Origin of the sequence: Curtobacterium sp. TC1, assembly GCF_019844075.1 — a bacterium.
Classification (GTDB): Bacteria; Actinomycetota; Actinomycetes; order Actinomycetales; family Microbacteriaceae; genus Curtobacterium.
Genome location: NZ_CP081964.1, coordinates 3,739,649 through 3,763,198, shown reverse-complemented (window position 1 = coordinate 3,763,198; position 23,550 = coordinate 3,739,649). Strand labels below are relative to the sequence as shown.

17 protein-coding genes are annotated in these 23,550 nt (G+C 67.9%); 16 read left to right on the top strand and 1 reads right to left on the bottom strand.

Going from position 1 to position 23,550, the window contains the following annotated elements:
• Positions 1-36: 36 nt before the first annotated feature.
• The 3 genes from KZI27_RS19020 to rpoC all read left to right on the top strand — a co-directional run bounded on the left by KZI27_RS19020 (position 37) and on the right by rpoC (position 8,483).
• On the top strand, positions 37-648 hold the full coding sequence (locus KZI27_RS19020) for a hypothetical protein (RefSeq protein WP_222658814.1): 612 nt from the start codon (positions 37-39) through the stop codon (positions 646-648).
• Between the two features lie 420 nt (positions 649-1,068).
• The gene (gene rpoB / locus KZI27_RS19015) at positions 1,069-4,557 is read left to right on the top strand and encodes a DNA-directed RNA polymerase subunit beta (protein ID WP_222658813.1); all 3,489 of its coding nucleotides are present in this window, start codon (positions 1,069-1,071) and stop codon (positions 4,555-4,557) included.
• Between the two features lie 44 nt (positions 4,558-4,601).
• A complete protein-coding gene (rpoC, locus tag KZI27_RS19010; protein ID WP_123311697.1) occupies positions 4,602-8,483 on the top strand; it encodes a DNA-directed RNA polymerase subunit beta' in 3,882 nt (1,293 codons plus the stop codon).
• A 140-nt stretch (positions 8,484-8,623) separates the two neighbouring features.
• Here the strand turns inward: rpoC and KZI27_RS19005 are convergent, their stop codons facing one another.
• Positions 8,624-9,019 (bottom strand): VOC family protein, encoded by a 396-nt coding sequence (locus tag KZI27_RS19005; RefSeq protein WP_222658812.1) that lies wholly within the window; start codon positions 9,017-9,019, stop codon positions 8,624-8,626.
• A gap of 85 nt (positions 9,020-9,104) precedes the next feature.
• On the opposite strand from KZI27_RS19005, the gene KZI27_RS19000 reads away from it, so the two are divergent.
• From KZI27_RS19000 to KZI27_RS18940, 13 genes are all read left to right on the top strand, one after another.
• Positions 9,105-10,133 carry a GNAT family N-acetyltransferase gene (locus KZI27_RS19000; protein WP_222658811.1) on the top strand — a complete coding sequence of 343 codons (1,029 nt, stop codon included), beginning with the start codon at positions 9,105-9,107 and terminating at the stop codon, positions 10,131-10,133.
• A gap of 178 nt (positions 10,134-10,311) precedes the next feature.
• The gene (locus tag KZI27_RS18995) at positions 10,312-11,979 is read left to right on the top strand and encodes a GspE/PulE family protein (protein ID WP_222658810.1); all 1,668 of its coding nucleotides are present in this window, start codon (positions 10,312-10,314) and stop codon (positions 11,977-11,979) included.
• 19 nt (positions 11,980-11,998) lie between these two features.
• Positions 11,999-13,525 carry a PilT/PilU family type 4a pilus ATPase gene (locus KZI27_RS18990; protein WP_222658809.1) on the top strand — a complete coding sequence of 509 codons (1,527 nt, stop codon included), beginning with the start codon at positions 11,999-12,001 and terminating at the stop codon, positions 13,523-13,525.
• Positions 13,525-14,748, top strand: coding sequence for a type II secretion system F family protein (locus KZI27_RS18985; RefSeq protein WP_222658808.1), 1,224 nt, complete (start codon positions 13,525-13,527; stop codon positions 14,746-14,748). Before KZI27_RS18990 ends, KZI27_RS18985 begins: the two co-directional genes overlap by 1 nt.
• 196 nt (positions 14,749-14,944) lie before the next feature.
• Complete coding sequence (locus KZI27_RS20395; protein WP_315971203.1) at positions 14,945-15,394, top strand: type II secretion system protein; 450 nt, start codon at positions 14,945-14,947, stop codon at positions 15,392-15,394.
• A gap of 74 nt (positions 15,395-15,468) precedes the next feature.
• Positions 15,469-16,845 carry a prepilin-type N-terminal cleavage/methylation domain-containing protein gene (locus KZI27_RS18975; protein WP_222658807.1) on the top strand — a complete coding sequence of 459 codons (1,377 nt, stop codon included), beginning with the start codon at positions 15,469-15,471 and terminating at the stop codon, positions 16,843-16,845.
• Positions 16,842-17,552 (top strand): type II secretion system protein J, encoded by a 711-nt coding sequence (locus tag KZI27_RS18970; protein ID WP_222658806.1) that lies wholly within the window; start codon positions 16,842-16,844, stop codon positions 17,550-17,552. Before KZI27_RS18975 ends, KZI27_RS18970 begins: the two co-directional genes overlap by 4 nt.
• Positions 17,549-19,390 (top strand): hypothetical protein, encoded by a 1,842-nt coding sequence (locus KZI27_RS18965; RefSeq protein WP_222658805.1) that lies wholly within the window; start codon positions 17,549-17,551, stop codon positions 19,388-19,390. Before KZI27_RS18970 ends, KZI27_RS18965 begins: the two co-directional genes overlap by 4 nt.
• Positions 19,387-20,229 carry a prepilin peptidase gene (locus KZI27_RS18960; RefSeq protein WP_261783980.1) on the top strand — a complete coding sequence of 281 codons (843 nt, stop codon included), beginning with the start codon at positions 19,387-19,389 and terminating at the stop codon, positions 20,227-20,229. Before KZI27_RS18965 ends, KZI27_RS18960 begins: the two co-directional genes overlap by 4 nt.
• Positions 20,230-20,280: 51 nt before the next feature.
• The gene (gene pilM / locus KZI27_RS18955; RefSeq protein WP_222658804.1) at positions 20,281-21,333 is read left to right on the top strand and encodes a type IV pilus assembly protein PilM; all 1,053 of its coding nucleotides are present in this window, start codon (positions 20,281-20,283) and stop codon (positions 21,331-21,333) included.
• A 137-nt stretch (positions 21,334-21,470) separates the two neighbouring features.
• Positions 21,471-22,094, top strand: a complete 624-nt coding sequence (locus KZI27_RS18950) for a hypothetical protein (protein WP_222658803.1) — start codon at positions 21,471-21,473, stop codon at positions 22,092-22,094.
• A 2-nt stretch (positions 22,095-22,096) separates the two neighbouring features.
• Positions 22,097-22,828: a hypothetical protein gene (locus KZI27_RS18945; protein ID WP_222658802.1), complete on the top strand. Its 732-nt coding sequence runs from the start codon at positions 22,097-22,099 to the stop codon at positions 22,826-22,828.
• Positions 22,829-22,989: 161 nt separating this feature from the next.
• The gene (locus KZI27_RS18940) at positions 22,990-23,535 is read left to right on the top strand and encodes a CBU_0592 family membrane protein (protein WP_410004015.1); all 546 of its coding nucleotides are present in this window, start codon (positions 22,990-22,992) and stop codon (positions 23,533-23,535) included.
• Positions 23,536-23,550: the final 15 nt, after the last annotated feature.

Below are 23,550 nucleotides of genomic sequence, written 5' to 3'. Positions count from 1 at the left end.
GGATGCAACACTCCGCCGAGCCGCAGGAGACCCGACATGACCGCCGACACGATGAGCGTGCCCACCACGCGCCTGGGCGCACCGACGACCCGCGCCACGCCGCGCACGACCGCGAACCGACCGACGCGGGTGATCCGCGCCTCCCGTCCGGCCCATGCCGACCACGAGACGGCGCCCACCTGGATGCGCGTGGTCGGGACGGTCCTGCTCCTCGGCGGGCTCGGCCTGACCGCGGCGGTGACCGCCTGGCCGGGCGACGCACCGGAGGCCGCCCTCATCGTGCCGGCGCTGGTCGCGGTCGTGGCGGGTGTGCTGCTGCTGCTCGCACGAGCCGGGTTCGCCGTCACCGACACGCACGTCACGCTGCACTTCCGGCCGCTGCCCCCGCGGCGCATCGCGCGGCGGCGCATCACCGACGTCCGACTCGTCGAGGCGGACGCCCGCACCTACGGCGGAGTCGGCCTGCGGATCGGCCGCGGCGTGCGCGCCCTGATCCTCACTCCCGGACTCGGGATCGAGCTCACCGACGACCGTGGTCGCGTCACCTTCGTGCGCACCCGCCGACCCGAGGATGCCTTCCGTGCGCTGGCGGGACGGCAGGGTCGGTCGGGAGGCTCGGGGCACGTCGAGCGCGAACGCCTCGGCTGAGCGGGTGGCCGCGTCCACGGCACGGGCCGGGTGTGCTGGCCAGGTGCGCGGGCGGGGAATTCCGCGGACACCGGGCGGCTTATACACGCCACTGCCGAATCCGGTCAAGCCAGGACTGGACAGCACGTCTCGGCGCGAACTATGATGACAGTTCGCGCTCCCTGGCATCCGTGTCGTCATATTGCGGTCGACGCAGAGTTCTGAGCCTCCAGGCTCAACTCGCCCTGGTGCAGCCGGACCCGTATATGGCGGCGGGTCCCGCTCACGGAGATCATCCCACACGTGCACCGACGTTCCGCGTCAGGCACGCGTCGGCGTGGTCACAGGGCATGAACTCGCGGGGATCGCCGAGCGATCAATCTACTCACCTACATGCTGCTCGTCAGTATCGGCCCGACGGGGCCTACGGAGGTCACACCCTTGGCTGCTGCGCCCAACGCATCCACCAACCCCAAGAACGGTCGCAACCACTCGCGACTCTCGTTCGCCAAGATCACGGACACCCTCACGGTTCCTGATCTGCTCGCACTCCAGACGGAGAGCTTCGACTGGCTCGTCGGCAACGACGTCTGGAAGGCCCGTCTCGCAGAGGGACAGGAGCAGGGTCGCACCGACCTCGCCCTGCACTCCGGGTTGGAGGAGATCTTCGAGGAGATCTCCCCGATCGAGGACCTCGGCGAGACCATGCAGCTCTCGTTCACGGCTCCCGAGCTCGAGGACCCCAAGTACTCGATCGACGACTGCAAGGAGCGCGGCAAGACCTACGCCGCTCCGCTGTACGTCAACGCCGAGTTCATGAACCACATGACGGGTGAGATCAAGACGCAGACGGTCTTCATGGGCGACTTCCCGCTCATGACCGAACGCGGCACGTTCATCATCAACGGCACCGAGCGCGTCGTCGTGTCGCAGCTCGTCCGTTCGCCCGGCGTGTACTTCGAGCGCCAGCAGGAGAAGACGTCCGACAAGGACATCTACTCCGCTCGCGTCATCCCCTCGCGTGGTGCCTGGCTCGAGTTCGAGATCGACAAGCGCGACCAGGTGGGCGTGCGCATCGACCGCAAGCGCAAGCAGTCCGTCACGGTCTTCCTCAAGGCGCTGGGTCTGACCAGCGAGGAGATCATGGAGGAGTTCCAGGGCTTCGCCTCGATCGAGTCGACCCTCGAGAAGGACGCCATCCTCACGAAGGAAGAGGCGCTCAAGGACATCTACCGCAAGCTGCGCCCGGGCGAGCAGGTCGCCGCCGAGGCCGCGCGTGCGCTGCTCGACAACTTCTACTTCAACTCGAAGCGCTACGACCTGGCGAAGGTGGGCCGCTACAAGGTCAACCGCAAGCTCGGGATCGACGCCCCGCTGTCCGACTCGGTGCTGACCGTCAAGGACATCGTCGCGACGATCAAGTACCTCGTGTCCCTGCACGCCGAGAAGACCACGCTCGACGGCGTGCGCGACGGCGAGCCGGTGCAGCTGCGCCTCGACGTGGACGACATCGACCACTTCGGCAACCGTCGCATCCGCGCCGTCGGCGAGCTCATCCAGAACCAGGTCCGCACGGGTCTGTCCCGCATGGAGCGCGTCGTCCGCGAGCGCATGACCACGCAGGACATCGAGGCGATCACGCCCCAGACGCTCATCAACGTGCGTCCGGTCGTCGCCGCGATCAAGGAGTTCTTCGGAACGTCCCAGCTGTCGCAGTTCATGGACCAGAACAACCCGCTCGCGGGCCTGACGCACAAGCGTCGTCTCTCGGCCCTCGGCCCGGGTGGTCTGTCCCGTGAGCGTGCCGGCGTCGAGGTCCGCGACGTCCACCCGTCGCACTACGGCCGCATGTGCCCGATCGAGACCCCGGAAGGCCCGAACATCGGCCTGATCGGCTCGCTCGCGTCGTTCGGTCGGATCAACTCGTTCGGCTTCATCGAGACCCCGTACCGTCGCGTCGTCAACGGCGAGGTCACGAAGACCATCGACTACCTCACCGCCTCGGAAGAGGACGAGTTCGTCGTCGCACAGGCCAACGCTCCGCTGACCGACTCGTTCCACTTCGCCGACGACAAGGTCCTCGTCCGCAAGAAGGGTGGCGAGGTCGAACTCGTCGCCAAGGGCGAGGTCGACTACATGGACGTCTCGCCGCGCCAGATGGTGTCGGTCGCGACCTCGCTCATCCCGTTCCTCGAGCACGACGACGCGAACCGCGCCCTCATGGGTGCGAACATGCAGCGTCAGGCGGTCCCGCTGCTCCGTTCCGAGTCGCCGCTCGTCGGCACCGGCATGGAGGGCTACACCGCGATCGACGCCGGTGACGTCGTCACCGCCGACAAGGCCGGTGTCGTCTCCGAGGTCTCGGCCGACGCCGTGACCCTGCAGCTCGACGAGGGTGGCACGCAGACCTTCTACCTGCGCAAGTTCGACCGCTCCAACCAGGGCACGAGCTACAACCACCGCGTGGTCGTCTCGGCCGGCGAGCGTGTCGAGCAGGGCGAGGTCATCGCCGACGGTCCCGCGACGGAGAACGGCGAGCTCGCGCTCGGCAAGAACCTCCTCGTCGCGTTCATGCCGTGGGAGGGCTACAACTACGAGGACGCGATGATCCTGTCGCAGAACCTCATCAAGGACGACACGCTCTCCTCGATCCACATCGAGGAGTACGAGGTCGACGCCCGCGACACCAAGCTCGGCAAGGAGGAGATCACCCGTGACCTCCCCAACGTCAGCCCGGACCTGCTGGCCGACCTCGACGAGCGCGGCATCATCCGCATCGGTGCCGAGGTCCGCCCCGGCGACATCCTCGTCGGCAAGGTCACGCCGAAGGGCGAGACCGAGCTCTCCGCTGAAGAGCGCCTCCTCCGCGCCATCTTCAACGAGAAGTCGCGTGAAGTCCGCGACACCTCGCTGAAGGTGCCCCACGGTGAAGAGGGCACGATCATCGGCGTCAAGGTGTTCGACTCGCAGGACGGCGACGACGAACTCGGCTCTGGTGTCAACCAGCGCGTGGTCGTCTACATCGCCCAGAAGCGCAAGATCACCGCCGGTGACAAGCTCGCCGGTCGTCACGGCAACAAGGGCGTCATCTCGACCATCCTCCCGGTCGAGGACATGCCGTTCCTCGCCGACGGCACCCCGGTCGACATCGTCCTGAACCCGCTCGGCGTCCCCGGCCGCATGAACTTCGGTCAGGTCCTCGAGATCCACCTCGGCTGGCTCGCCAAGCAGGGCTGGAACGTCGAGGGCATCCAGGAGTGGGCGTCGGCGCTCCCCGAGGCAGCGCACAGCGCCGCTCCCGGCACGAAGGTCGCCACCCCGGTGTTCGACGGTGCGTACGAGCGTGAGATCGAGGGCCTCCTCGACTCGACCCTCCCGAACCGTGACGGCGAGCGCCTCATCGGCTCGTCCGGCAAGGCGCAGCTCTTCGACGGCCGCTCCGGCGAGCCGTTCCCGGAGCCCGTCTCGGTCGGCTACATGTACATCCTCAAGCTGCACCACCTGGTCGACGACAAGATCCACGCCCGTTCGACCGGGCCGTACTCGATGATCACGCAGCAGCCGCTGGGTGGTAAGGCGCAGTTCGGTGGACAGCGATTCGGTGAGATGGAGGTGTGGGCGCTCGAGGCGTACGGCGCCGCCTACGCCCTCCAGGAGCTCCTGACGATCAAGTCCGACGACATCCTCGGCCGCGTGAAGGTCTACGAGGCGATCGTCAAGGGCGAGAACATCCAGGAGCCCGGTATCCCCGAGTCCTTCAAGGTCCTCATGAAGGAGATGCAGTCGCTCTGCCTGAACGTCGAGGTCCTCTCGGCCGACGGCCAGGCGGTCAGCCTGCGCGACAACGATGACGAGGTCTTCCGCGCTGCGGAGGAGCTGGGCATCAACATCTCCTCGCGGTTCGAGTCGTCGTCCGTCGACGACATCTGATCCCGCCCGTACACGAAGCCTGAATCAAGCAAGAGAGAAGAACATTGCTCGAAGCAACTTCCTTTGACGCCATTCGGATCGGCCTCGCGACCGCCGAGGACATCCGTCAGTGGTCGTACGGCGAGGTCAAGAAGCCGGAGACCATCAACTACCGCACCCTGAAGCCCGAGAAGGACGGTCTGTTCGGCGAGCAGATCTTCGGTCCTTCCCGCGACTGGGAGTGCGCCTGCGGCAAGTACAAGCGTGTCCGGTTCAAGGGCATCGTCTGCGAGCGCTGCGGCGTCGAGGTCACCAAGTCCTCGGTCCGTCGTGAGCGCATGGGCCACATCGAGCTCGCTGCCCCCGTCACGCACATCTGGTACTTCAAGGGCGTCCCGTCGCGCCTCGGGTACCTCCTCGACATGGCGCCGAAGGACCTCGAGAAGGTCATCTACTTCGCGGCGTACATGATCATCGACATCGATGAAGAGGGCCGTCACGCGGACATGCCGGGTCTCGAGAACGAGATGCGTCTCGAGATCAAGACCCTCGAGGGCCAGCGCGACTCGATCATCGCCGACCGCCTCAAGAAGCTCGAGGACGACCTCGCCGCCCTTGAGGAAGAGGGTGCGAAGGCCGACGTCAAGCGCCGCACCAAGGACACCGCCGAGAAGGAGATGTCCCAGGTCCGCAAGTCGTTCGACGAGGACATCACCCGTCTCGAGCGTGTGTGGGAGGACTTCCGCAACCTCAAGGTGGGCGACCTCAAGCCCGAGGACGCCGTCTTCCACGAGCTCCAGGACCGGTTCGGGATCTACTTCGACGCCTACATGGGTGCCGAGGCGATCAAGCTCCGGCTCGAGGCGTTCGACCTGGCCGCCGAGGCCGAGGCGCTGCGCCTGCAGATCGCCGAGGGCAAGGGCCAGAAGAAGATCCGCGCGATCAAGCGTCTGCGCGTCGTCAGCTCCTTCCTCGCCACCGGCAACTCGCCGGCAGCGATGGTGCTCGGCGTCGTGCCGGTCATCCCGCCGGAGCTGCGCCCGATGGTGCAGCTCGACGGTGGCCGTTTCGCCACGTCGGACCTCAACGACCTCTACCGTCGTGTGATCAACCGCAACAACCGTCTCCGCCGCCTGCTCGACCTCGGTGCCCCCGAGATCATCGTGAACAACGAGAAGCGCATGCTGCAGGAAGCCGTCGACGCGTTGTTCGACAACGGTCGTCGTGGACGTCCGGTCACGGGTACCGGCAACCGCGCCCTGAAGTCCCTGAGCGACATGCTCAAGGGCAAGCAGGGTCGTTTCCGCCAGAACCTGCTCGGCAAGCGCGTCGACTACTCGGGCCGTTCGGTCATCATCGTCGGCCCGCAGCTGAAGCTGCACCAGTGCGGTCTGCCCAAGCAGATGGCGCTCGAGCTCTTCAAGCCGTTCGTGATCAAGCGCCTGATCGACCTGTCGCACGCGCAGAACATCAAGTCGGCCAAGCGCATGGTCGAGCGTTCGCGTCCGCAGGTGTGGGACGTGCTCGAGGAGATCATCCGTGAGCGCCCCGTGCTGCTGAACCGTGCGCCGACGCTGCACCGTCTGGGCATCCAGGCGTTCGAGCCGCAGCTCGTCGAGGGCAAGGCCATCCAGCTCCACCCGCTCGTGTGTGCCGCGTTCAACGCGGACTTCGACGGTGACCAGATGGCCGTGCACCTGCCGCTGTCGGTCGAGGCCCAGGCCGAGGCCCGCATCCTGATGCTCGCCTCGAACAACATCCTGAAGCCGTCCGACGGCCGTCCGGTGACCCTGCCCGCACAGGACATGATCATCGGTCTGCACCACCTGACGACCGTCCGCGAGGGCGCCGTCGGCGAAGGCCGTGCGTTCTCCTCGGTCGCCGAGGCGATCCTGGCCAACGACCAGCACACGCTGCACCTCAACGCGATGGCGAAGATCCGCATGTCGGGTGTCCACTTCGCCGAGGGTGAAGCACCCGAGGGCTACGAGCAGGGCGACACCGTGCTGCTCGAGACGACCCTGGGCCGTGCGCTCTTCAACGAGACCCTCCCGGCGAACTACCCGTTCGTCCAGAAGGTCACCGACAAGGGTGTGCTCTCCGCGATCGTCAACGACCTCGCCGAGCGCTACTCCAAGACCGAGACGGCCGCTGCGCTGGACCGGATCAAGGACGCCGGCTTCTACTGGGGCACCCGCTCCGGTGTGACCGTCGCCCTGTCGGACGTCGTGACGCCTCCTCGCAAGAAGGAGATCATCGCGGGCTACGAGGTCCAGGCCGCCAAGGTGCAGGGCGAGTTCGACAAGGGTCTGATCACCGACTCCGAGCGTCGTGCCGACCTGATCAAGATCTGGACCGAGGCCACCAACGAGATCGCGCAGGAGATGCGGGACAACTTCCCCGTCGACAACACGATCAACCGCATGGTGTCGTCGGGTGCTCGTGGTAACTGGCTGCAGGTCCGCAACATCGCGGGTATGCGTGGTCTGGTGAACAACCCGAAGGGCGAGATCATCGCCCGCCCGATCATCAACTCGTACCGCGAGGGCCTGACCGTGGCGGAGTACTTCATCGCCACGCACGGTGCTCGCAAGGGCCTTGCCGACACCGCGCTCCGTACCGCGGACTCCGGGTACCTCACCCGTCGTCTCGTGGACGTCTCGCAGGACGTCATCATCCGCGAGGACGACTGCGGCACGACCCGTGGCCTCGAGCTGCCGATCGCGACCGTGGACGCCGACGGCAAGCTGGTCCGCGACCCGCGCGTCGAGAACACCGTCTACTCGCGCACCCTGGCCACCGAGGCCGTGGACGCGAAGGGCACGGTCGTCGCCGAGGCTGGCGAGGACGTCGGTGACGTCCTCATCGACAAGCTGCTCGCTGCCGGTGTCGAGAGCATCAAGGTGCGCTCGGTCCTGACCTGCGAGTCGGCCGTCGGTGTCTGCGCGAAGTGCTACGGCCGTTCGCTCGCCACGGGCAACCTGGTCGACATCGGTGAGGCGGTCGGCATCATCGCCGCCCAGTCCATCGGTGAGCCCGGTACCCAGCTGACGATGCGCACCTTCCACACGGGTGGTTCGGCCTCGGCCGACGACATCACCCAGGGTCTGCCGCGTGTCACGGAGCTCTTCGAGGCCCGTACCCCGAAGGGCGCGTCCCCGATCGCCGAGGCCCCCGGCCGCGTCGTCGTCGAGGACACGGACAAGGGCCGTCGGATCATCCTCACGCCGGACAACGGTGACGAGCCGTTCATCTACCCGGTGCTCAAGCGTGCGACGCTCCTCATCGAGGACAACCAGCACGTCGAGCTCGGCGAGCAGTTCATCGCCGGCACCGTCGACCCGAAGGAAGTCCTCCGGGTCAAGGGTGTCCGAGAGGTCCAGAAGCACCTGGTCAACGGTGTGCAGGACGTCTACGGCTCGCAGGGTGTGCCGATCCACGACAAGCACATCGAGGTCATCGTCCGTCAGATGCTCCGCAAGGTCACCGTCGTCGACCACGGCGACACCGACCTGCTGCCGGGTGAGCTCGTCGACCGGTCGCGCTACAACGCGCTGAACCGTGCGGCGCTGCAGGAGGGTCGCAAGACCGCCTCGGCTCGCCAGGAGGTCATGGGCATCACGAAGGCGTCCCTCGCGACCGAGTCGTGGCTGTCCGCCGCTTCCTTCCAGGAGACCACCCGCGTGCTCACGCAGGCGGCCATGGAGGGCAAGCAGGACCACCTCGTCGGCCTCAAGGAGAACGTCATCATCGGTAAGCTCATCCCCGCCGGGACGGGCCTCAGCCGGTACCGCGACGTGGACGTGAACGCGACGGAAGAAGCGAAGGCGGAGCGGTACCCCAACCGCATCTTCGCGGACGACTCGTCGTTCTCGGACGCCGACCTGAGCTTCGTCGACTTCGACAGCTTCTCGTCGGACGACTTCACGCCCGGGACCTACAACTGATCCTGAGCTCCACCGGAACGGCCCCCGCATCCTCGGATGCGGGGGCCGTTCCCGTTCTCGGCCCGCGATCGCGACGACGGGGCGGACGGGAGGCCCGGTGCCAGGCCGCCAAGGGCCTCCCGGCCGGTGCGCGGTGCCGTCTAGAGCGCGCGGTCCGCGCCGTTGTCGCGTCCCGATCCGCGACCGGTCTCGTCGACCAGGGAGAACAGGCTGAGGACGTTGCCGTCGGGGTCGCGGACGTCGAACCAGTCCACGGCGCCGTCGACGCACTCGACGGGGCCGATGTCGATGCCGAGGGCGCCGATGCGGGCGTGCTGTGCGCCGACGTCGTCGACGCCGAACCGAACGCTCACGGGGTTCTCCTCGGCGGAGTCGTCCTCGTAGAGCTGGATCCAGATCCCGCCGACCTCGTACTCGGCGACACCGTCCTCGGGTTCGAGGTCCGGTTCGGCGCGCTCGAACACGGCGCCGTACCAGAGGCAGGACGCCTCGATGTCGGTGACGGGCAGCCCCACGGTCACGCTCGTGATCTCCATGTCTCATCATGGTCCCGGTCGGGCCCGCTCGTCGAGGGTCTTCCCGCGGTCTCTCGCTGCGCGGCGGAACTGGCAGGGTGGAGGGATGGCGACCCTGCGCGAACGGATCACGGCCCCGGCACACCTCTCGTTCCCCACGGCGGTCGGCGGGCTGACGTTCCGTGCCGGCGCGCTCGACGACGTCGGGGCGATGCACGCCGTCGCGGTCGCGTCGGCCGCGGTCGACGACCCGCACGCTCGGCCCTCCACAGCCGACCTCGAACGGTCGTTGTCCACCGAAGGGTCGGACGTCGCCCGGGACACCGTGGTGGGCGTCGATGCTGGAGGGCATGTGCAGGCCTACGGCATCGTCATCGACGTCCCCTCCCGGGTCACCGCCGCGCGTGCGGTGCTCGAGGGGACGGTCCACCCCGACCTGCGCGGGCGGGGGATCGGACGACGGGTGCTCGCGTGGCAGGTCGGCCGTGCCCGGCAGCGCCTGGCGACGCTCGACGTCGACCTGCCGGCCACGCTCGACGTCGGTGGGCGGCAGGGGTCCTCGGCGCTCCGGCTGGCGGCACACTTCGGCTTCGCACCGGTGCGCACCTGGCTCGACATGCAGGTCGTGTTCGACGACCGGGGGCGGGACTCCGAGGCGGTCCCCACGCTGCCGGACGGACTCGTCCTGCGGCCCGTCACGGTGGACGACATCGAACCGCTCCGGTCGGCCAAGAACGACGCCTTCCGCGACCACTGGGGTTCCCAGCCGATGGTCGCGTCGGACTGGCGGGGGTTCCTCACCTCGGACAAGAGCCGGCTGGACCTGTCGCGGGTCGTCGTGGGCGCTGACGGCACCGTCCTCGCGTTCACGATCGTCGAGGTCGAGCCCGACGGGTTCGCCGCGCGGGGCCACTCGTACGGGTACGTGCACTGGGTCGGTGTCGTCCGTGCCGCACGGGGGACGGGGCTCGCGCCGATCGTCCTCGACGCGACCCTGCTGGCGATCCGTGCCGACGGCCTGTCCGCGGCGGTGCTGCACGTCGACGCCGAGAACCCGAGCGGAGCCGGTCGCATCTACGAACGACTCGGCTTCGTCGCCGGCGAGGTCCACGTCACGGCGTCGACGTCGCTCTGACCGTCGTGGCGGGGCTCCTGGACCCCAGTTCTGGGTGCATCCAGACCCCCTCCGCCCCCTCCTTCTGGGACTGCGGCCGACGACTGTCGCAGAAGTAGCGTGGTCGAGCGCCACATCCCTGGTGGTGCGCATCCCGACCACGTCTCGCCGCGCGCGAGTCCAAGGAGGCACAGGACTCATGGCGACCCTGTCCGAGATCCTCATCCTGAACGGCGCTCTGCCGATCGAGCACCTCGACTCGATGACGGGCGACGAGGACCTCGACGAGCGCGCCATCCGCGGCCTGGTCGACCAGGGCGTCGTGAGCGAGGCGCAGTTCATCACCGCCCGGGCGGCCTCGAACAACTCCCGCACCGTCCCGCTCACCGACTACCCGGTCGACGGCACGGCGGTCTCGATCCTGCCCGCGGCGCTCTGCCGCCGGCACGGCGTCCTCGGCGTCGGCTTCGAGGGCGAGCTGCTCATCCTCGCGATGGTCAACCCGACCAACGTGCTGGCGATCGACGACGCACGCGCCGCGTCCGGCCGACCGATCAAGCCGCTCCAGGTCGACGAGCGCGACCTGCTCACCGCGCTCGACCGCTACCTGCGTGCCGACGACGAACTCAACGACCTGACCTCGTCGCTCGAGGAAGAAGCCGCCGTCAGCTCGTCGGCCCAGGTCGACCTGGCCGACGGCGCCCTCGACGACGTCCCGATCGTCCGCTTCGTCAACCTGCTCGTGTCGCAGGCCATCCAGGACCACGCCTCGGACATCCACATCGAGCCCGGCGAGCACGAGGTCCGGATCCGGTACCGCATCGACGGCGTGCTGCACGAGATGGCCCCGGCACCGAAGAACATCCAGAACGGCGTCATCAGCCGTCTGAAGATCATGAGCGACATCGACATCGCCGAACGTCGCAAGCCACAGGACGGCCGCATGTCGGTCCGTCACGGCGGCCGCCAGATCGACCTCCGCGTGGCGACGCTGCCCACCGTGTGGGGCGAGAAGGTCGTCATGCGGATCCTCGACAACACGAACACGTCGTTGACCCTCAAGGACCTCAACCTCCTCGAGCAGAACTTCCAGGCGTACCAGCGGTCGTACTCGAAGCCCTACGGCATGATCCTGGTCACCGGGCCCACCGGCTCAGGCAAGTCCACGACCCTCTACACGACGCTGAACGCCGTCGCCAAGCCGGAGATCAACGTCATCACCGTCGAGGACCCGGTCGAGTACCGGATGGCCGGCATCAACCAGGTGCAGGTCAACCCGAAGGCCGGACTGACGTTCGCGTCCGCACTGCGCTCGATCCTGCGGTCCGACCCCGACGTCGTCCTGCTCGGCGAGATCCGCGACCACGAGACCGCCCAGATCGCCATCGAGGCATCCCTCACCGGTCACCTCGTGCTCTCCACGCTGCACACGAACGACGCCCCGTCGGCGGTGACCCGTCTCACCGAGATGGACATCGAGCCCTTCCTGGTCGGTTCCGCCCTCGACTCCGTCGTCGCCCAGCGTCTGGCGCGACGGCTGTGCGACCGGTGCAAGGCGCCCGCCGTGTACGAGGCCGAGCAGCTCCGCGCGCTCGGGTTCCTGCGCCCCGGCGACGAGGTCCCGGCGTTCTTCGCCCCCATCGGCTGCGCGGTCTGCTCGAACACCGGGTACCGCGGCCGCATCGCCCTGCACGAGGTCATGACCGTCACCGAGGAGATCGAGCGCCTCGCCGTCTCGCGTGCCTCGAGCGCTGAGATCAGCCGTGTCGCCCAGGCGCAGGGGATGCTCACGCTCCGCCAGGACGGCTTCGAGAAGGTCAAGCTCGGTCTCACGAGCGTCGACGAGATCCTGCGCGTGGTCGCGTAGGCACGAGAGAGCGCAGCAGATGACCGACTCCGTGTACGACATCACGATCCCCGGCGACGAGCCCGTCGCCGGCTGGCACCCGGGCAACCCCGGCACCGAGGTGGGCTCCCGGCGCGCAGCACGCCTGGCCGCTGCCGCCGCGGCGGCGCCGCCGGAGCAGGTCTACGACCTCGGCGACGACACCGCTGCATGGCCGGCACCGTCCGGCTCGCCCGTCGCCGTGCCTGTCGCCCAGCCGCTCGCCACCCCGGCGACGCCGCCCGCCGCGGTGCCGTCGTCGACCGCGACGTACGGATACACCGAGGCCCCGACGCAGCAGCTGCCCGTCGCTCCGGTTGCGCCCGCACCGACCGCCACGCTCGGCGGCGACATAGACTTCGCCCGTCACGCCCGTGAGGTCGCCGATCCCGACCTCATCACCGCGCTCGCGCAGGTCGTCTACCAGGGCGCCTCCGACCTGCACGTCACCGCGGACGCCCCGCCCACCGTCCGCGTCGACGGCTCGCTCCGTCCCGCGGTGCCCGGCGGCGCGTGGTCGCGCGGCAAGGTCATCGCGGCCCTCAAGACGCTGCTGTCGGTCGAGCAGGCCGGCCAGTTCGACGAGGAGCAGGAACTCGACTTCGCGTACTCGCTGTCGCCGGAGTACCGCTTCCGCGTGAACTTCTACCAGCAGCGCGGCAACTGGGGCGCGGCCTTCCGCATCATCCCCACGAAGATCAAGACGCTCAAGCAGCTCGGCATCCCCGAGCACGTCGGCGACTTCGCCGGCCTGCCCCGCGGACTCGTCCTGGTCACCGGCCCCACCGGCTCCGGCAAGTCCACGACCCTCGCCGCCCTGATCGACCTGGTGAACGAGAGCCGTGCCGACCACATCGTGACGGTCGAGGACCCGATCGAGTTCATGCACGAGCACAAGCGGGCGATCATCAACCAGCGCGAGGTCGGCGCCGACACGCACTCCTTCGCCGCCGCGCTCAAGCACGTGCTCCGCCAGGACCCCGACGTCATCCTGATCGGCGAGCTCCGCGACCTCGAGACCATCTCCGTCGCGCTCACCGCCGCCGAGACCGGTCACCTGGTGTTCGCCACCCTGCACACGCAGAGCGCCCCCGGCACCATCGACCGTGTCATCGACGTCTTCCCGCCGCACCAGCAGGGCCAGATCCGCACGCAGCTCGCGGCGACCCTGCAGGGCGTCGTCTGCCAGACGCTGGTGCCGAAGGCGAACGGCGTCGGTCGCGTCGTCGCCACCGAGATCATGACGATCACCCCCGCCATCGGCAACCTGATCCGCGAGGGCAAGACCTACCAGATCACCTCGGCCATGCAGGCCGGGCGTGACCTCGGCATGCACACCATGGACCAGGACCTCGCCGAACTGGTCAACGTCGGCACGATCTCACGCAAGGCCGCGATGGAGAAGGTGCACGACGAAGAGGGCTTCGGCCGGCTGGTGCAGCGCGTCGAGTCCCCGTCCGACTCATCGGCAGCCGCGATCGCCGCCAGCGGGATCGACTTCGGCGACAAGTTCTCCGGAGGCCACTGATGTCACTCGCATTCGACTACCGCGGGCGCGACGGTGCCGGCAAGCTCGTCAAGGGGCGCCTCGACGCCTCGTCCGAGGGCGCTGTCGTCCAGCGGCTGCGGGGCATGGGCGTCTCGCCGATCGCGATCACCGAGTCCAAGGCCGGCACGGGGCTGCAGACCGAGATCAAGATCCCCGGGTTCGAGAAGGGTGTCGGCCTCAAGGACCTGGCGATCATGTCGCGGCAGGCCTCGACGATGCTCACCTCGGGCCTCTCCCTGCTCCGGGCGCTGTCGATCCTGGCCGACCAGACCGAGAACAAGAAGCTCAAGGACATCCTCGGCAAGGTCCGTGACGACGTCGAGCGGGGCGTCTCGTTCTCCGACGCCGTGGCGAAGTACCCGGTGGACTTCCCGCCGATCATGATCAACATGATCCGCGCGGGCGAGACCGGCGGGTTCCTCGACCAGGCCATGGACTCCATCGCCACGAACTTCGAGAAGGAGCACAAGCTCCGCTCGACCATCAAGTCGGCGATGACCTACCCGGTGGTCGTGCTGTGCATGTCGCTGGCCGCGGTCGTCATCATGCTCGTGTTCATCGTGCCGATCTTCCAAGGCATGTTCGAGTCGCTCGGCGGGCAGCTCCCGTTGCCGACGCTGATGCTCGTCTACCTGTCGCAGGCGATGGTGTACGTCGGGCCGGTCCTCGCGGTCGCCGTGGTCGTCGGCTGGTTCTGGTGGCGCGCGAACAAGAACACCGACCGTGTGCGTCGGGTGATCGATCCGCTCCGGATGCGCCTTCCGGTGTTCGGGCAACTCAACCGCAAGATCGTGATGGCCCGGTTCGCGCGCAACCTGTCGAACATGATCGGAGCTGGCGTCCCCATTCTCGAGGCATTGCAGATCGCCGGACAGGTGTCGAACAACTTCGTCGTCGAGCAGGCGTTGGGACGCGTTTCTGAAGCGGTTCGAAAAGGGGAATCAATCGCCGCCCCGCTCGAGCGGGAATCAGTGTTCCCGACGATGGTGACGCAGATGATCGCCGTCGGTGAGGACGCTGGTTCGATGGAATTGATGCTCGAGCGGATCGCGGTCTTCTACGACAACGAGGTCGAGGCATCGACAGAAGCGCTGACCTCGTTGATCGAACCGCTGCTCATCGGGTTCCTCGGGGTGGTGGTCGGCGGCATGATCGTCGCCCTGTACCTGCCGATCTTCCAGATCTCGTCGCTCGTCAAGTAACGATCCGACAGCACGGGCCACCCTCTGACGGGGGTGGCCCGTGCTGTTCCACCCCCGGTACTGGGGGTATTTCGCACCCCCGATCACCCCCGTTCTCGGGATTCTGCACCGAACCTCGCGTGAATACGCTCGTCACCGGCGGCCGAGCAAGTGCCGGACACTTTCCCCATCACATTCCCGAAAGAATGGAAACACCATGTACTTCGCTCTCATGGGCAAGCTGAACGCTCGCCGCAAGGGTCTTCTCGAAGAGAACGAGAAGGGCTTCACGCTCATCGAGCTCCTCGTCGTCGTGATCATCATCGGCATCCTCGCCGCGATCGCCATCCCGGTGTACCTGGGCGTGCAGAACAACGCGAAGGACTCCAGCGCAAAGTCGGATGTGTCGAACTTCAAGACTGCGGTGGTGGCGATCCAGTCGTCGACGGGTTCCCTTCCTGCCGCTGGTACGTACAGCGCCTCGGCCGCGCTGACCGATGCTCTGAAGTCCAACGGTGCCAGCCTCAGCGGGAACACGACCTCGATCGTCTACACGACCGGTGGCTCCGCCGCGGCCCCGACCTTCAAGGTGGTCGGTGTCAGCTCCACCACTGGCAAGTTCTGCGCTTCCGACAGCTCGGGTGTCGTCACCGGCGACTCCTGCTGACCCTCCCCGACAACGGGCCGTGACGACCGTCACGGCCCGTTGTCACAGCCATTGATCTGACAGAGAGGCAGAACGTGTTGCTGCGCATCGTCGACCGCCTCCGGGCGGCTCGTGAGTCCGACGAGGGCTTCTCGATCATCGAGGTGATGGTTGCGATGACCGTCTTCGCGATGATCGCCGCGGGTGTCGCAGCGGGCATCGTCTCCACGCTCTACCTCACGCAGGACAACCGTTCGCGCGAAGCTGCGCTCAACCTGGCGAACCAGGCGCTCGACGCGGCACGCAGCACGAAGGACGTCTTCACGCTCGACGACGACACGACGCGGCAGTCGATCGGCAACCAGGCGTACACGATCAAGCAGACCACCAACTGGATCAACTCAGACGGCTCCGACAACTCGTGCGGCGCCGGCTCGGGGGTCCTCGCCTACAAGCGCGTGTCGATCACCGTCTCCTGGACGAGCGGTACCTCGCCGCGACAGAAGAACGTCGTGCTCGACACCCTGATCTCCCCTTCCGCTGCGGTGTCGAGCGCGAGCGCGTCCACGATCGTCGTCGGGGTCCAGACCGCGACGGGCGGACCGAACCCCGGCGTCGCCGTGACGATCACGCCCGTGTCCGGCGGCGCGACCGGCTTGTCGAACCCGCCGGCGGTGACCGACACGAACGGGTGCAGCTACGCGGTCGGCGTCACCCCGGGAACCTACAAGGTGACGATCGCCAAGGCCGGGAACATCGACAAGGACGGTACGACCGCTCCGTCGTCGTCGGTGGCGACCACCGCCGGTGGCGTCGGCAACGCGACCTTCCTCTACGACCAGGCGATCACCGTCACGGCCGGCGCCCCGCTGAACCTCAAGGACGGTGTCACCGCGAAGCTGCCGACGTCGCTCCCGATCACCTACCGCTACAACGACACGGTGAAGACGTTCACCACCACGACAACCGTGCTCTTCCCGTACCAGTGGACCGCGATCGCTGGCGCCTACACCTCGACGTGCAAGGACGTCGACCCAACGGCATGGCCCACGGCGAGCAACCTGACGACGTCACCGAACATCTTCAACGGGGTCGACGGCTCGACGCCCGGGTACAACCCGACGACCGCGCTCACCGCGACCGCGCGCGCTCCCATGGGGGTGTTCGACGTGAAGATGGGCGGCGTCGACACCGTCCTCGTCGCGACGGTCAAGAACACGGCAGCCGTGACCAACGGCGATCCCGGGTGCGCACCGTCGACGACGTACACCTTCACCGGCATGACGCCCTCGGCCGCGACGACGATCGCACTGCCGTTCGGCACGTGGACGCTGCGCGGCACGACCGTACTCGGTGGCGTGCTGAGCAGCAACACGCAGACCATCGCCTCGAACCCGAACGTGACGAACCTCAAGGTCTCCTCGAGCGGCAACATCGTGACGCTCGACCCCCGAACGGTGCCGACCTCGTGATCGGCCGGATCCGCCAAGTCCTCGACCGCGCCCGCACCGACCAACGGGGTATCACGCTCGTCGAGCTCATCGTGGGCATGAGCCTTTCGCTCCTCGTACTGACGATCGCGGGCTCGTTCCTGGTCGCGTCCCAGAAGGCCTCCGTGACGGCGAGCTCGATCAGTCAGAACACCCGAGCTGCGTCGACTGCCATGAACGAGATGGGCCGCATGCTCCGGGCGGCGACCGACAACCCGGTGCCGACCGGCGACGACTCGCAGTTCGCCTTCCAGTACGCCAGCGCGACGTCGATCCGCTTCTTCGCGTACGTGAACCTCGACTCGACACTCTCCCAGCCGGTCCAGGTCCAGCTGACGCTCGATCCGGTCACGAAGCGGATCACGGAGACGACGTGGAAGGGTAGCGCCGTCTCCGGCAACTCCTCGTACTTCTCGTTCCCGCTGGCCCTCGGTGCCACGCTGACGTCGACTCCCACGTCGAAGCGCACGCTGGTGTCCTCCGCGGTGAACGGCGTCGCGTTCTCGTTCACCGATGCGTCGAACAACGTGCTCGGAACGCTGACGTCACCGGTCTCGGTGACGGACCTGCCGAACATCCGATCGGTCAGCGTGACGCTGACCGTCGGGTCGAGCACCACGGACCCGAACGCCGTGACCCTGACCAACAGGGCCAGCATGCCGAACATCGTGATGGGAGCCTCCTCGTGATCCGACTCCTCCACGTCATCCGTTCCCGGGACGACGAACGTGGTGTCGCCCTCGTTGCCGTCGTGGGCATCGGCATGGTCGTGATGATCCTGGTCGCGACGATGGTCGCGATCGCGACGTCGGGCGCGAAGGTCACCGCGACGGACCGATCCTGGAACCGAGCCATCGCGGCGGCCTACGCCGGGGTCGCCGATTACCAGTCGCGGCTCAACGCCGACAACACCTACGGCAACTACGGGCAGTCGAGCGCACCGTTCAGCGCCGCGTCGAACAGCACCTTCAGCAAGGGCACCGGCGACAACGCGGCGTTCAACTACCAGTCCGGTCAGCAGTGGGTGTCCGTCCCCACCGGCGACGGCTCCGCCAGCGACTCGTCGTTCCGGTACGCCGTCGACAACAGCAAGCTCTCATCGCAGGGCGTGATCCGGGTGCAGTCGACCGGGCGTTCCGGCACGACGACCAGGACCGTCGTCGCAAACGTGCGGCCGGACGGGTTCTCGAACTACCTCTACTTCACCAACTTCGAGTCCGGCGACCCGACCGTCACGAACGAGAAGGGCGTCGGGACGCTGCCGTGCACCTCGGTGTACCGACCGGTCGCGACCTCGGCGACCTGCGACCAGATCCAGTTCGGCGGCGGTGACGTGCTCGAGGGGCCGGTGCGGTCGAACGATCAACTCAAGGTGTGCGGCGCGCAGTTCAAGAGCACGGTCCAGAGCGTCTACGGCGTGAGCAGCAGCGGGTGCACGCTCGGGCGGTACGCCTCGAACCCGACGACGTCCTCGACGTTGACCCCGCCGGCCACGATCGGTGACCTGCGCGACTACACGCGCTCCGATCTGCCCTCGACCACCAGCACCGTCGAGGGAGCCGGCTGCATCTACACCGGGCCGACGAAGATCACGTTCAACGGTGACGGCACGATGACGGTGCGCTCGCCGATGACGATCGCGACGCAGGTCACCGGAGCGACCGCGACACCGGGGGCGCAGATCACCGGCGTGAACAGTGACACGTCGGCAGCCGCGGCCAAGTGCGGGGCTCCCACCGACCTCCGGAGCGCCAGCGGGGCCCGAGTCACGATCCCGAAGAACAACCTGATCTTCGTGCAGAACGAGCCGAGCGCACGTGCGGCCGGGACGACGCCGGACCCGAACTACTGGAAGGGCAACGCCACCCTCAAGAACGTCGCGACAGCGTGTGATTCGACCTCGGACGCGAGCACCGCGACCACCCTGAAGCCGAACGGTGTCGGTTTCCCCTTCGTCGGTTCCTCGGCGAACAACTCCGAGACAGATCCCACCGCTGGCGGTGGCACCTCGGTGACGGCGCCGTACGGCTGCGATCGCGGTGACGCGTTCGTGCAGGGCACGGTCGACAAGGCGGTCACCATCGCCGCCGAGAACTACCTCTACGTCACCGGCGACATCCGGTACCCGGCGACGCGGTCCGCGTCCACGGTCCTCGGGCTGATCGGTCAGCGTGCGGTCTGGGTGTGGAACCCGATCAACACGAACAACGCTGCGATCCTGTCGAACGATCGCGAGATCGACGCAGCGATCCTCTCGAACACCGGCACGTTCGTCGTGCAGAACTGGACACGGGGTTCGTCGAACGGCCGGGGGACCCTCACGGTCAGCGGGTCGATCGCGCAGAACTTCCGCGGTGCGGTCGGTCTGGCGAGCGGGCAGGGCTACACGAAGGCGTACACGTTCGACTCGAGCTTGGCGACCTACACGCCGCCGAAGTTCCCGCAGCCGACCGTGACGACGTACCGAGTGGCCACCCAGGTCGAATCGAAGACGGCGTACGACCGGAACGGAGCGCCAATCTCGTGACCAGCGCCGTCTCGACCCTCGCGGCGTTCGTCGCTGCGTTCGGAGCGGTGTTCGGGCTCGCCGTCGGTTCGTTCCTCAACGTGGTCGTCCATCGGGTCCCGGCCGGGATGTCCGTCGTCGCCCCCGCATCCGCGTGTCCGAAGTGCGGGCGCGCGATCCGGGGCTTCGACAACGTTCCGTTGGTGTCCTGGTTGGTCCTCCGGGGCCGGTGCCGTGACTGCGCCGAACCGATCTCCGTCCGGTACCCGATCGTCGAGGCCTCGACCGGGGTGTTGTTCATCGCGGTGGTGTTCCGGTTCCTGCCACAGGACGGCTCACCCGGTGCGGTTGTCGCGGGTCAGACGGTCCTGCTCGTCGCCCTGCTCTTCGTCATGGCGGTGAGCGTCGCGTTGGCGCTCATCGACATCGACACGCACACGTTGCCCAACAGGATCGTCCTGCCGATGTACCCGGTGCTCGTCGGGCTCCTGGCCGCTTCGAGTGTCCTCACCGGCGACTGGGGTGCCATGCTCCGGGGTCTGCTCGGTCTCGTGATCCTCGGTGGCGTCTACCTGGTCCTCGCGATCGCGGCACCACGGGGGATGGGGTTCGGGGACGTGAAGCTCGCCGGTGCACTGGGACTCCTACTCGCGTACCTCGGATGGGGACCCCTCGCTGTGGGTGCTTTCGGAGCGTTCCTCCTCGGCGGTACCTTCGGGATCGTCCTCCTCCTGACCAGGCGTGCGGGTCGCTCGACGGGGATCCCGTTCGGCCCGTGGATGCTCCTCGGCGCGTGGGTGGGCGCGTTCTCCGGGGTCCTGATCTGGAACGCCTACCTCCGACTCCTCGGTCTCGCCTGACGAACCGGGCTGACACCCCCCAGAGCCCGGCTCGACCGGAAGGAACACGATATGACGAAGAACATCGTCGGCATCGACATCGGCGCCGAGTCGATCCGCGCAGTCGAGGTCGCCGACGCCGAGAAGGCGAACCCGACGATCGTGCGCGTCGCTGAGGTCCCGGTACCGAAGGATGCGACGAAGCAGGGCGAGGTCCTCGAAGCGAACACGGTCGCGGCGGCATTCCGCGAACTCTGGTCGATCGGCCGCTTCCGAACCAAGGACGTCGTCCTGGGCATGGGAAACCAGCGCGTCCTCTCGCGTGACCTCACCGTGCCGAAGGCGCCGCTCGCGCAGATCCGCGAGTCGCTCCCCTTCCAGGTCCAGGACATGCTCCCCGTTCCGGTCGTGGACGCGATCCTCGACTTCTACCCGGTGTCCGAGAGCGTCGGGGAGTCCGGACCGGTCGTGAACGGTTTGCTCGTCGCTGCGATCAAGGACGCGGTCCTCGCGAACGTGCGCGCTGCGGAGCTGGCCGGACTGCGCCCGGTGGGTGTCGATCTGATCCCGTTCGCCTTGTCACGGGTCCTGGCGCCCCGGGTCGCCGGCGCCGGGACGGTCGCGATCGTCGACTGCGGTGGCAACACGACGTCGGTCGTGATCGCCAACGACGGGGTCCCCACGTTCGTGCGCATCATCCCGACGGGTGGCGATCACGTGACCAAGACGATCGCCACCCGGCTCGACGTCTCCCTCACCGAAGCCGAGGCGATCAAGCGGCACTTCGGTCTGGTCGGACGAGCGCAGACGCCGGACGACGCCCGTGCCGTGGCGGTGACGCGTGAGACGGTCGGTGAACTGCTCACCAGCGTCCGGAACACGGTGACCTACTACGCCAACACTCGACCAGCCGATGTCGTGCGGGGCATCGTGCTCGTCGGTGGCGGTGCGGCACTCCCCGGCTTCCGGGAGAGTCTCGGTGACTACTCCGGCTTGCCGGTCGCCGTCGGGGACCCGTTCGTGTCCGCTCGGACGGCACGGGGCATCACCCCGGAACTCCTCCGTGAGCGGTCGGCTTCCATCTCGGTCGCCTGGAGCCTCGCGGTCGGAGGCCGAGCAGCATGACCAAGATGATCGAGACCGGTTCGACCGCCCGACGCCGGCCAGCCAAGGCGGTTCCCGGCAGCAGCACAGAGGCGACCTCTCGCACGGCGAGAGCCGGCGCGAAATCGCGTGTCCTGGTGGTCGGAGGACCGCCGCGAGTGGACCTGCTCCCCACCGAGGTCCACGTCAGCCGGCGGCAGCGCGCCACGATCCGGCGTGCGTGGGCGGGCGTGCTGGTCGTCGCCGTCGCAGTCGGACTGGCGACTGCCTGGGCGATGGCGGACCGCATGTCCGCCGAGCAGGACCTGGCCGCAGCCCAGAGTGAAACGGCGACGCTCGCCAAGCAGCAGGGGCAGTACCGGGACGTCCGTGTGGCCGAATCCGAGAGCGCGTTGTTGCAGAGCGCGCAGACGGTCGGCGGATCGACGGAGATCGACTGGGCGACGACGCTTGCGTCGGTGCGGTCGAGACTGCCGGCCGGGGTGCAGATCACCGGACTCACGATCGACTCCGCCGGCGCCGAGGAAGCGTACGCGCAGTCGGACGACCCCCTGCAGGGGCAACGCATCGCGACGCTCACCTTCGACGCCACGAGCGACGCCCTGCCCTCGATCCCGGACTGGCTGACCGCCGTCGGCGGGGTCAACGGGTTCGTCGATGCGAACGCCAACTCGGTCGCCCGGTCGCAGGACGGCGGCGGGTACGCGGTGAACATGACCATCCACCTCGACGAGAAGGCGTTCGACGGTCGGTACGCCGCCAAGAACGCGGAGAAGGACTGACCATGTCGCGCAACCGCCTGAGTCTCTTGCTCGCCGTCCTCGCGATGGCGGTCGTCGCCGTCGGCGGGTTCTTCCTCGCTGTGCAGCCGCAGCTCGCACAGACGGCATCAGCGCACACCCAGACGGCGGCCGTCGAGCGGACGAACGACACCAGCCGGAGCGAACTCGCACGCTTGCGTCAGCAGGCGGCGGACTTGCCGGCCATGAAGCGCGAGCTCTCGACCCGCGCGACGTCGGTGCCGGACACGGCTCGGCTGTCGGCGTTCATCGATCAGCTCAACACGATCGCCGCCGCTTCCGGGATGCAGGTTTCGTCGTTCACGGCGAGCGACGCGACGGCGTACTCACCCGCGGTCGCGGCGGAGCCCACGGCCGCTGGGCAGGCCGGCGCAACACCCTCGGCATCGCCGTCGTCGACGGCCGAAGCGGTACCGTCCGCTCCGGAGGCGCCCAGCCTCGTCACGGATGCAGCAGTCACCGGCCAGAACTTCTCGGTGATCCCCGTGACGGTCGCGGTCGACGGCTCGTTCGACCAGGCGCTGCAGTTCGTCAAGGGAGTACAGGGAGGCGATCGGCTGTTCCTCATCACGACGATCTCCTCGACGGAGAAGAGCGGCGAGGACGGAACCGCCAGCAGCAGCAGTTCGTGGACCTTCGGCGGATCGATCTACGTGCTCGATCGTTCCGCAGACGGGGCTGCCGCGACCACAGCGACAACCTCCGCGAAGGGCTGACCCGACCCCCGCGGACTGGGGTGTGACGCGCCACGCCGACCCCCCTTCCGCGACACCCGTCGGCCTGCGTACGATGCTCACGAGGCCGTGATCGCGGCTGCTCATCCTCTCTCGAACGGTCGGCTCGAATCGGCCGTTCCTCGTCGTGCCCGGAGTCGCGCGTGTTGGTCGGAATCGTTGAATTCCTCGGTTGGTTCGGTGCAGTAACCGTGCTGGCAGGTTACATACTCTTCTCCACGGGGAAGCTCCCGAACGGGCCGGTCTACCAGCTCTTCAACCTCGTCGGGGGCCTCGCCGTCGCGGTCAACGTGGCCGCACACCACGCTGTGCCGTCGACCATCGTCAACGGCATCTGGGCGATCGTGGCCGTGGACGTCCTGGTGAAGATGGGACGCGCCCGTCGCGCGGCGAAGCGCGGCGAGCCGGCGGTCTCCGAGGCGACCGTCCTGCACGCCGAGCCGGCGTCCACCACCGGGGTCCTGCCGATCATCGGCCCCGCCCTGCGCGACCACGAGTCGGAGGAGCCCTCCGAGGCGGACGCAGCCCCGGGCCTCCAGGCCGCACCGGCCGCCAGCACGACGCAGGCCGCTCCGATGACCGAGACCGTCCCGATCATCACCGCGACGATCGCACTCGCCCTCGTCGCCGCAGCACAGCAGCAGGTGGACCACGCCGACCACCCGGAGCGGACCGAAGCCACCCGCTGACCGCCCCGGCGGCGA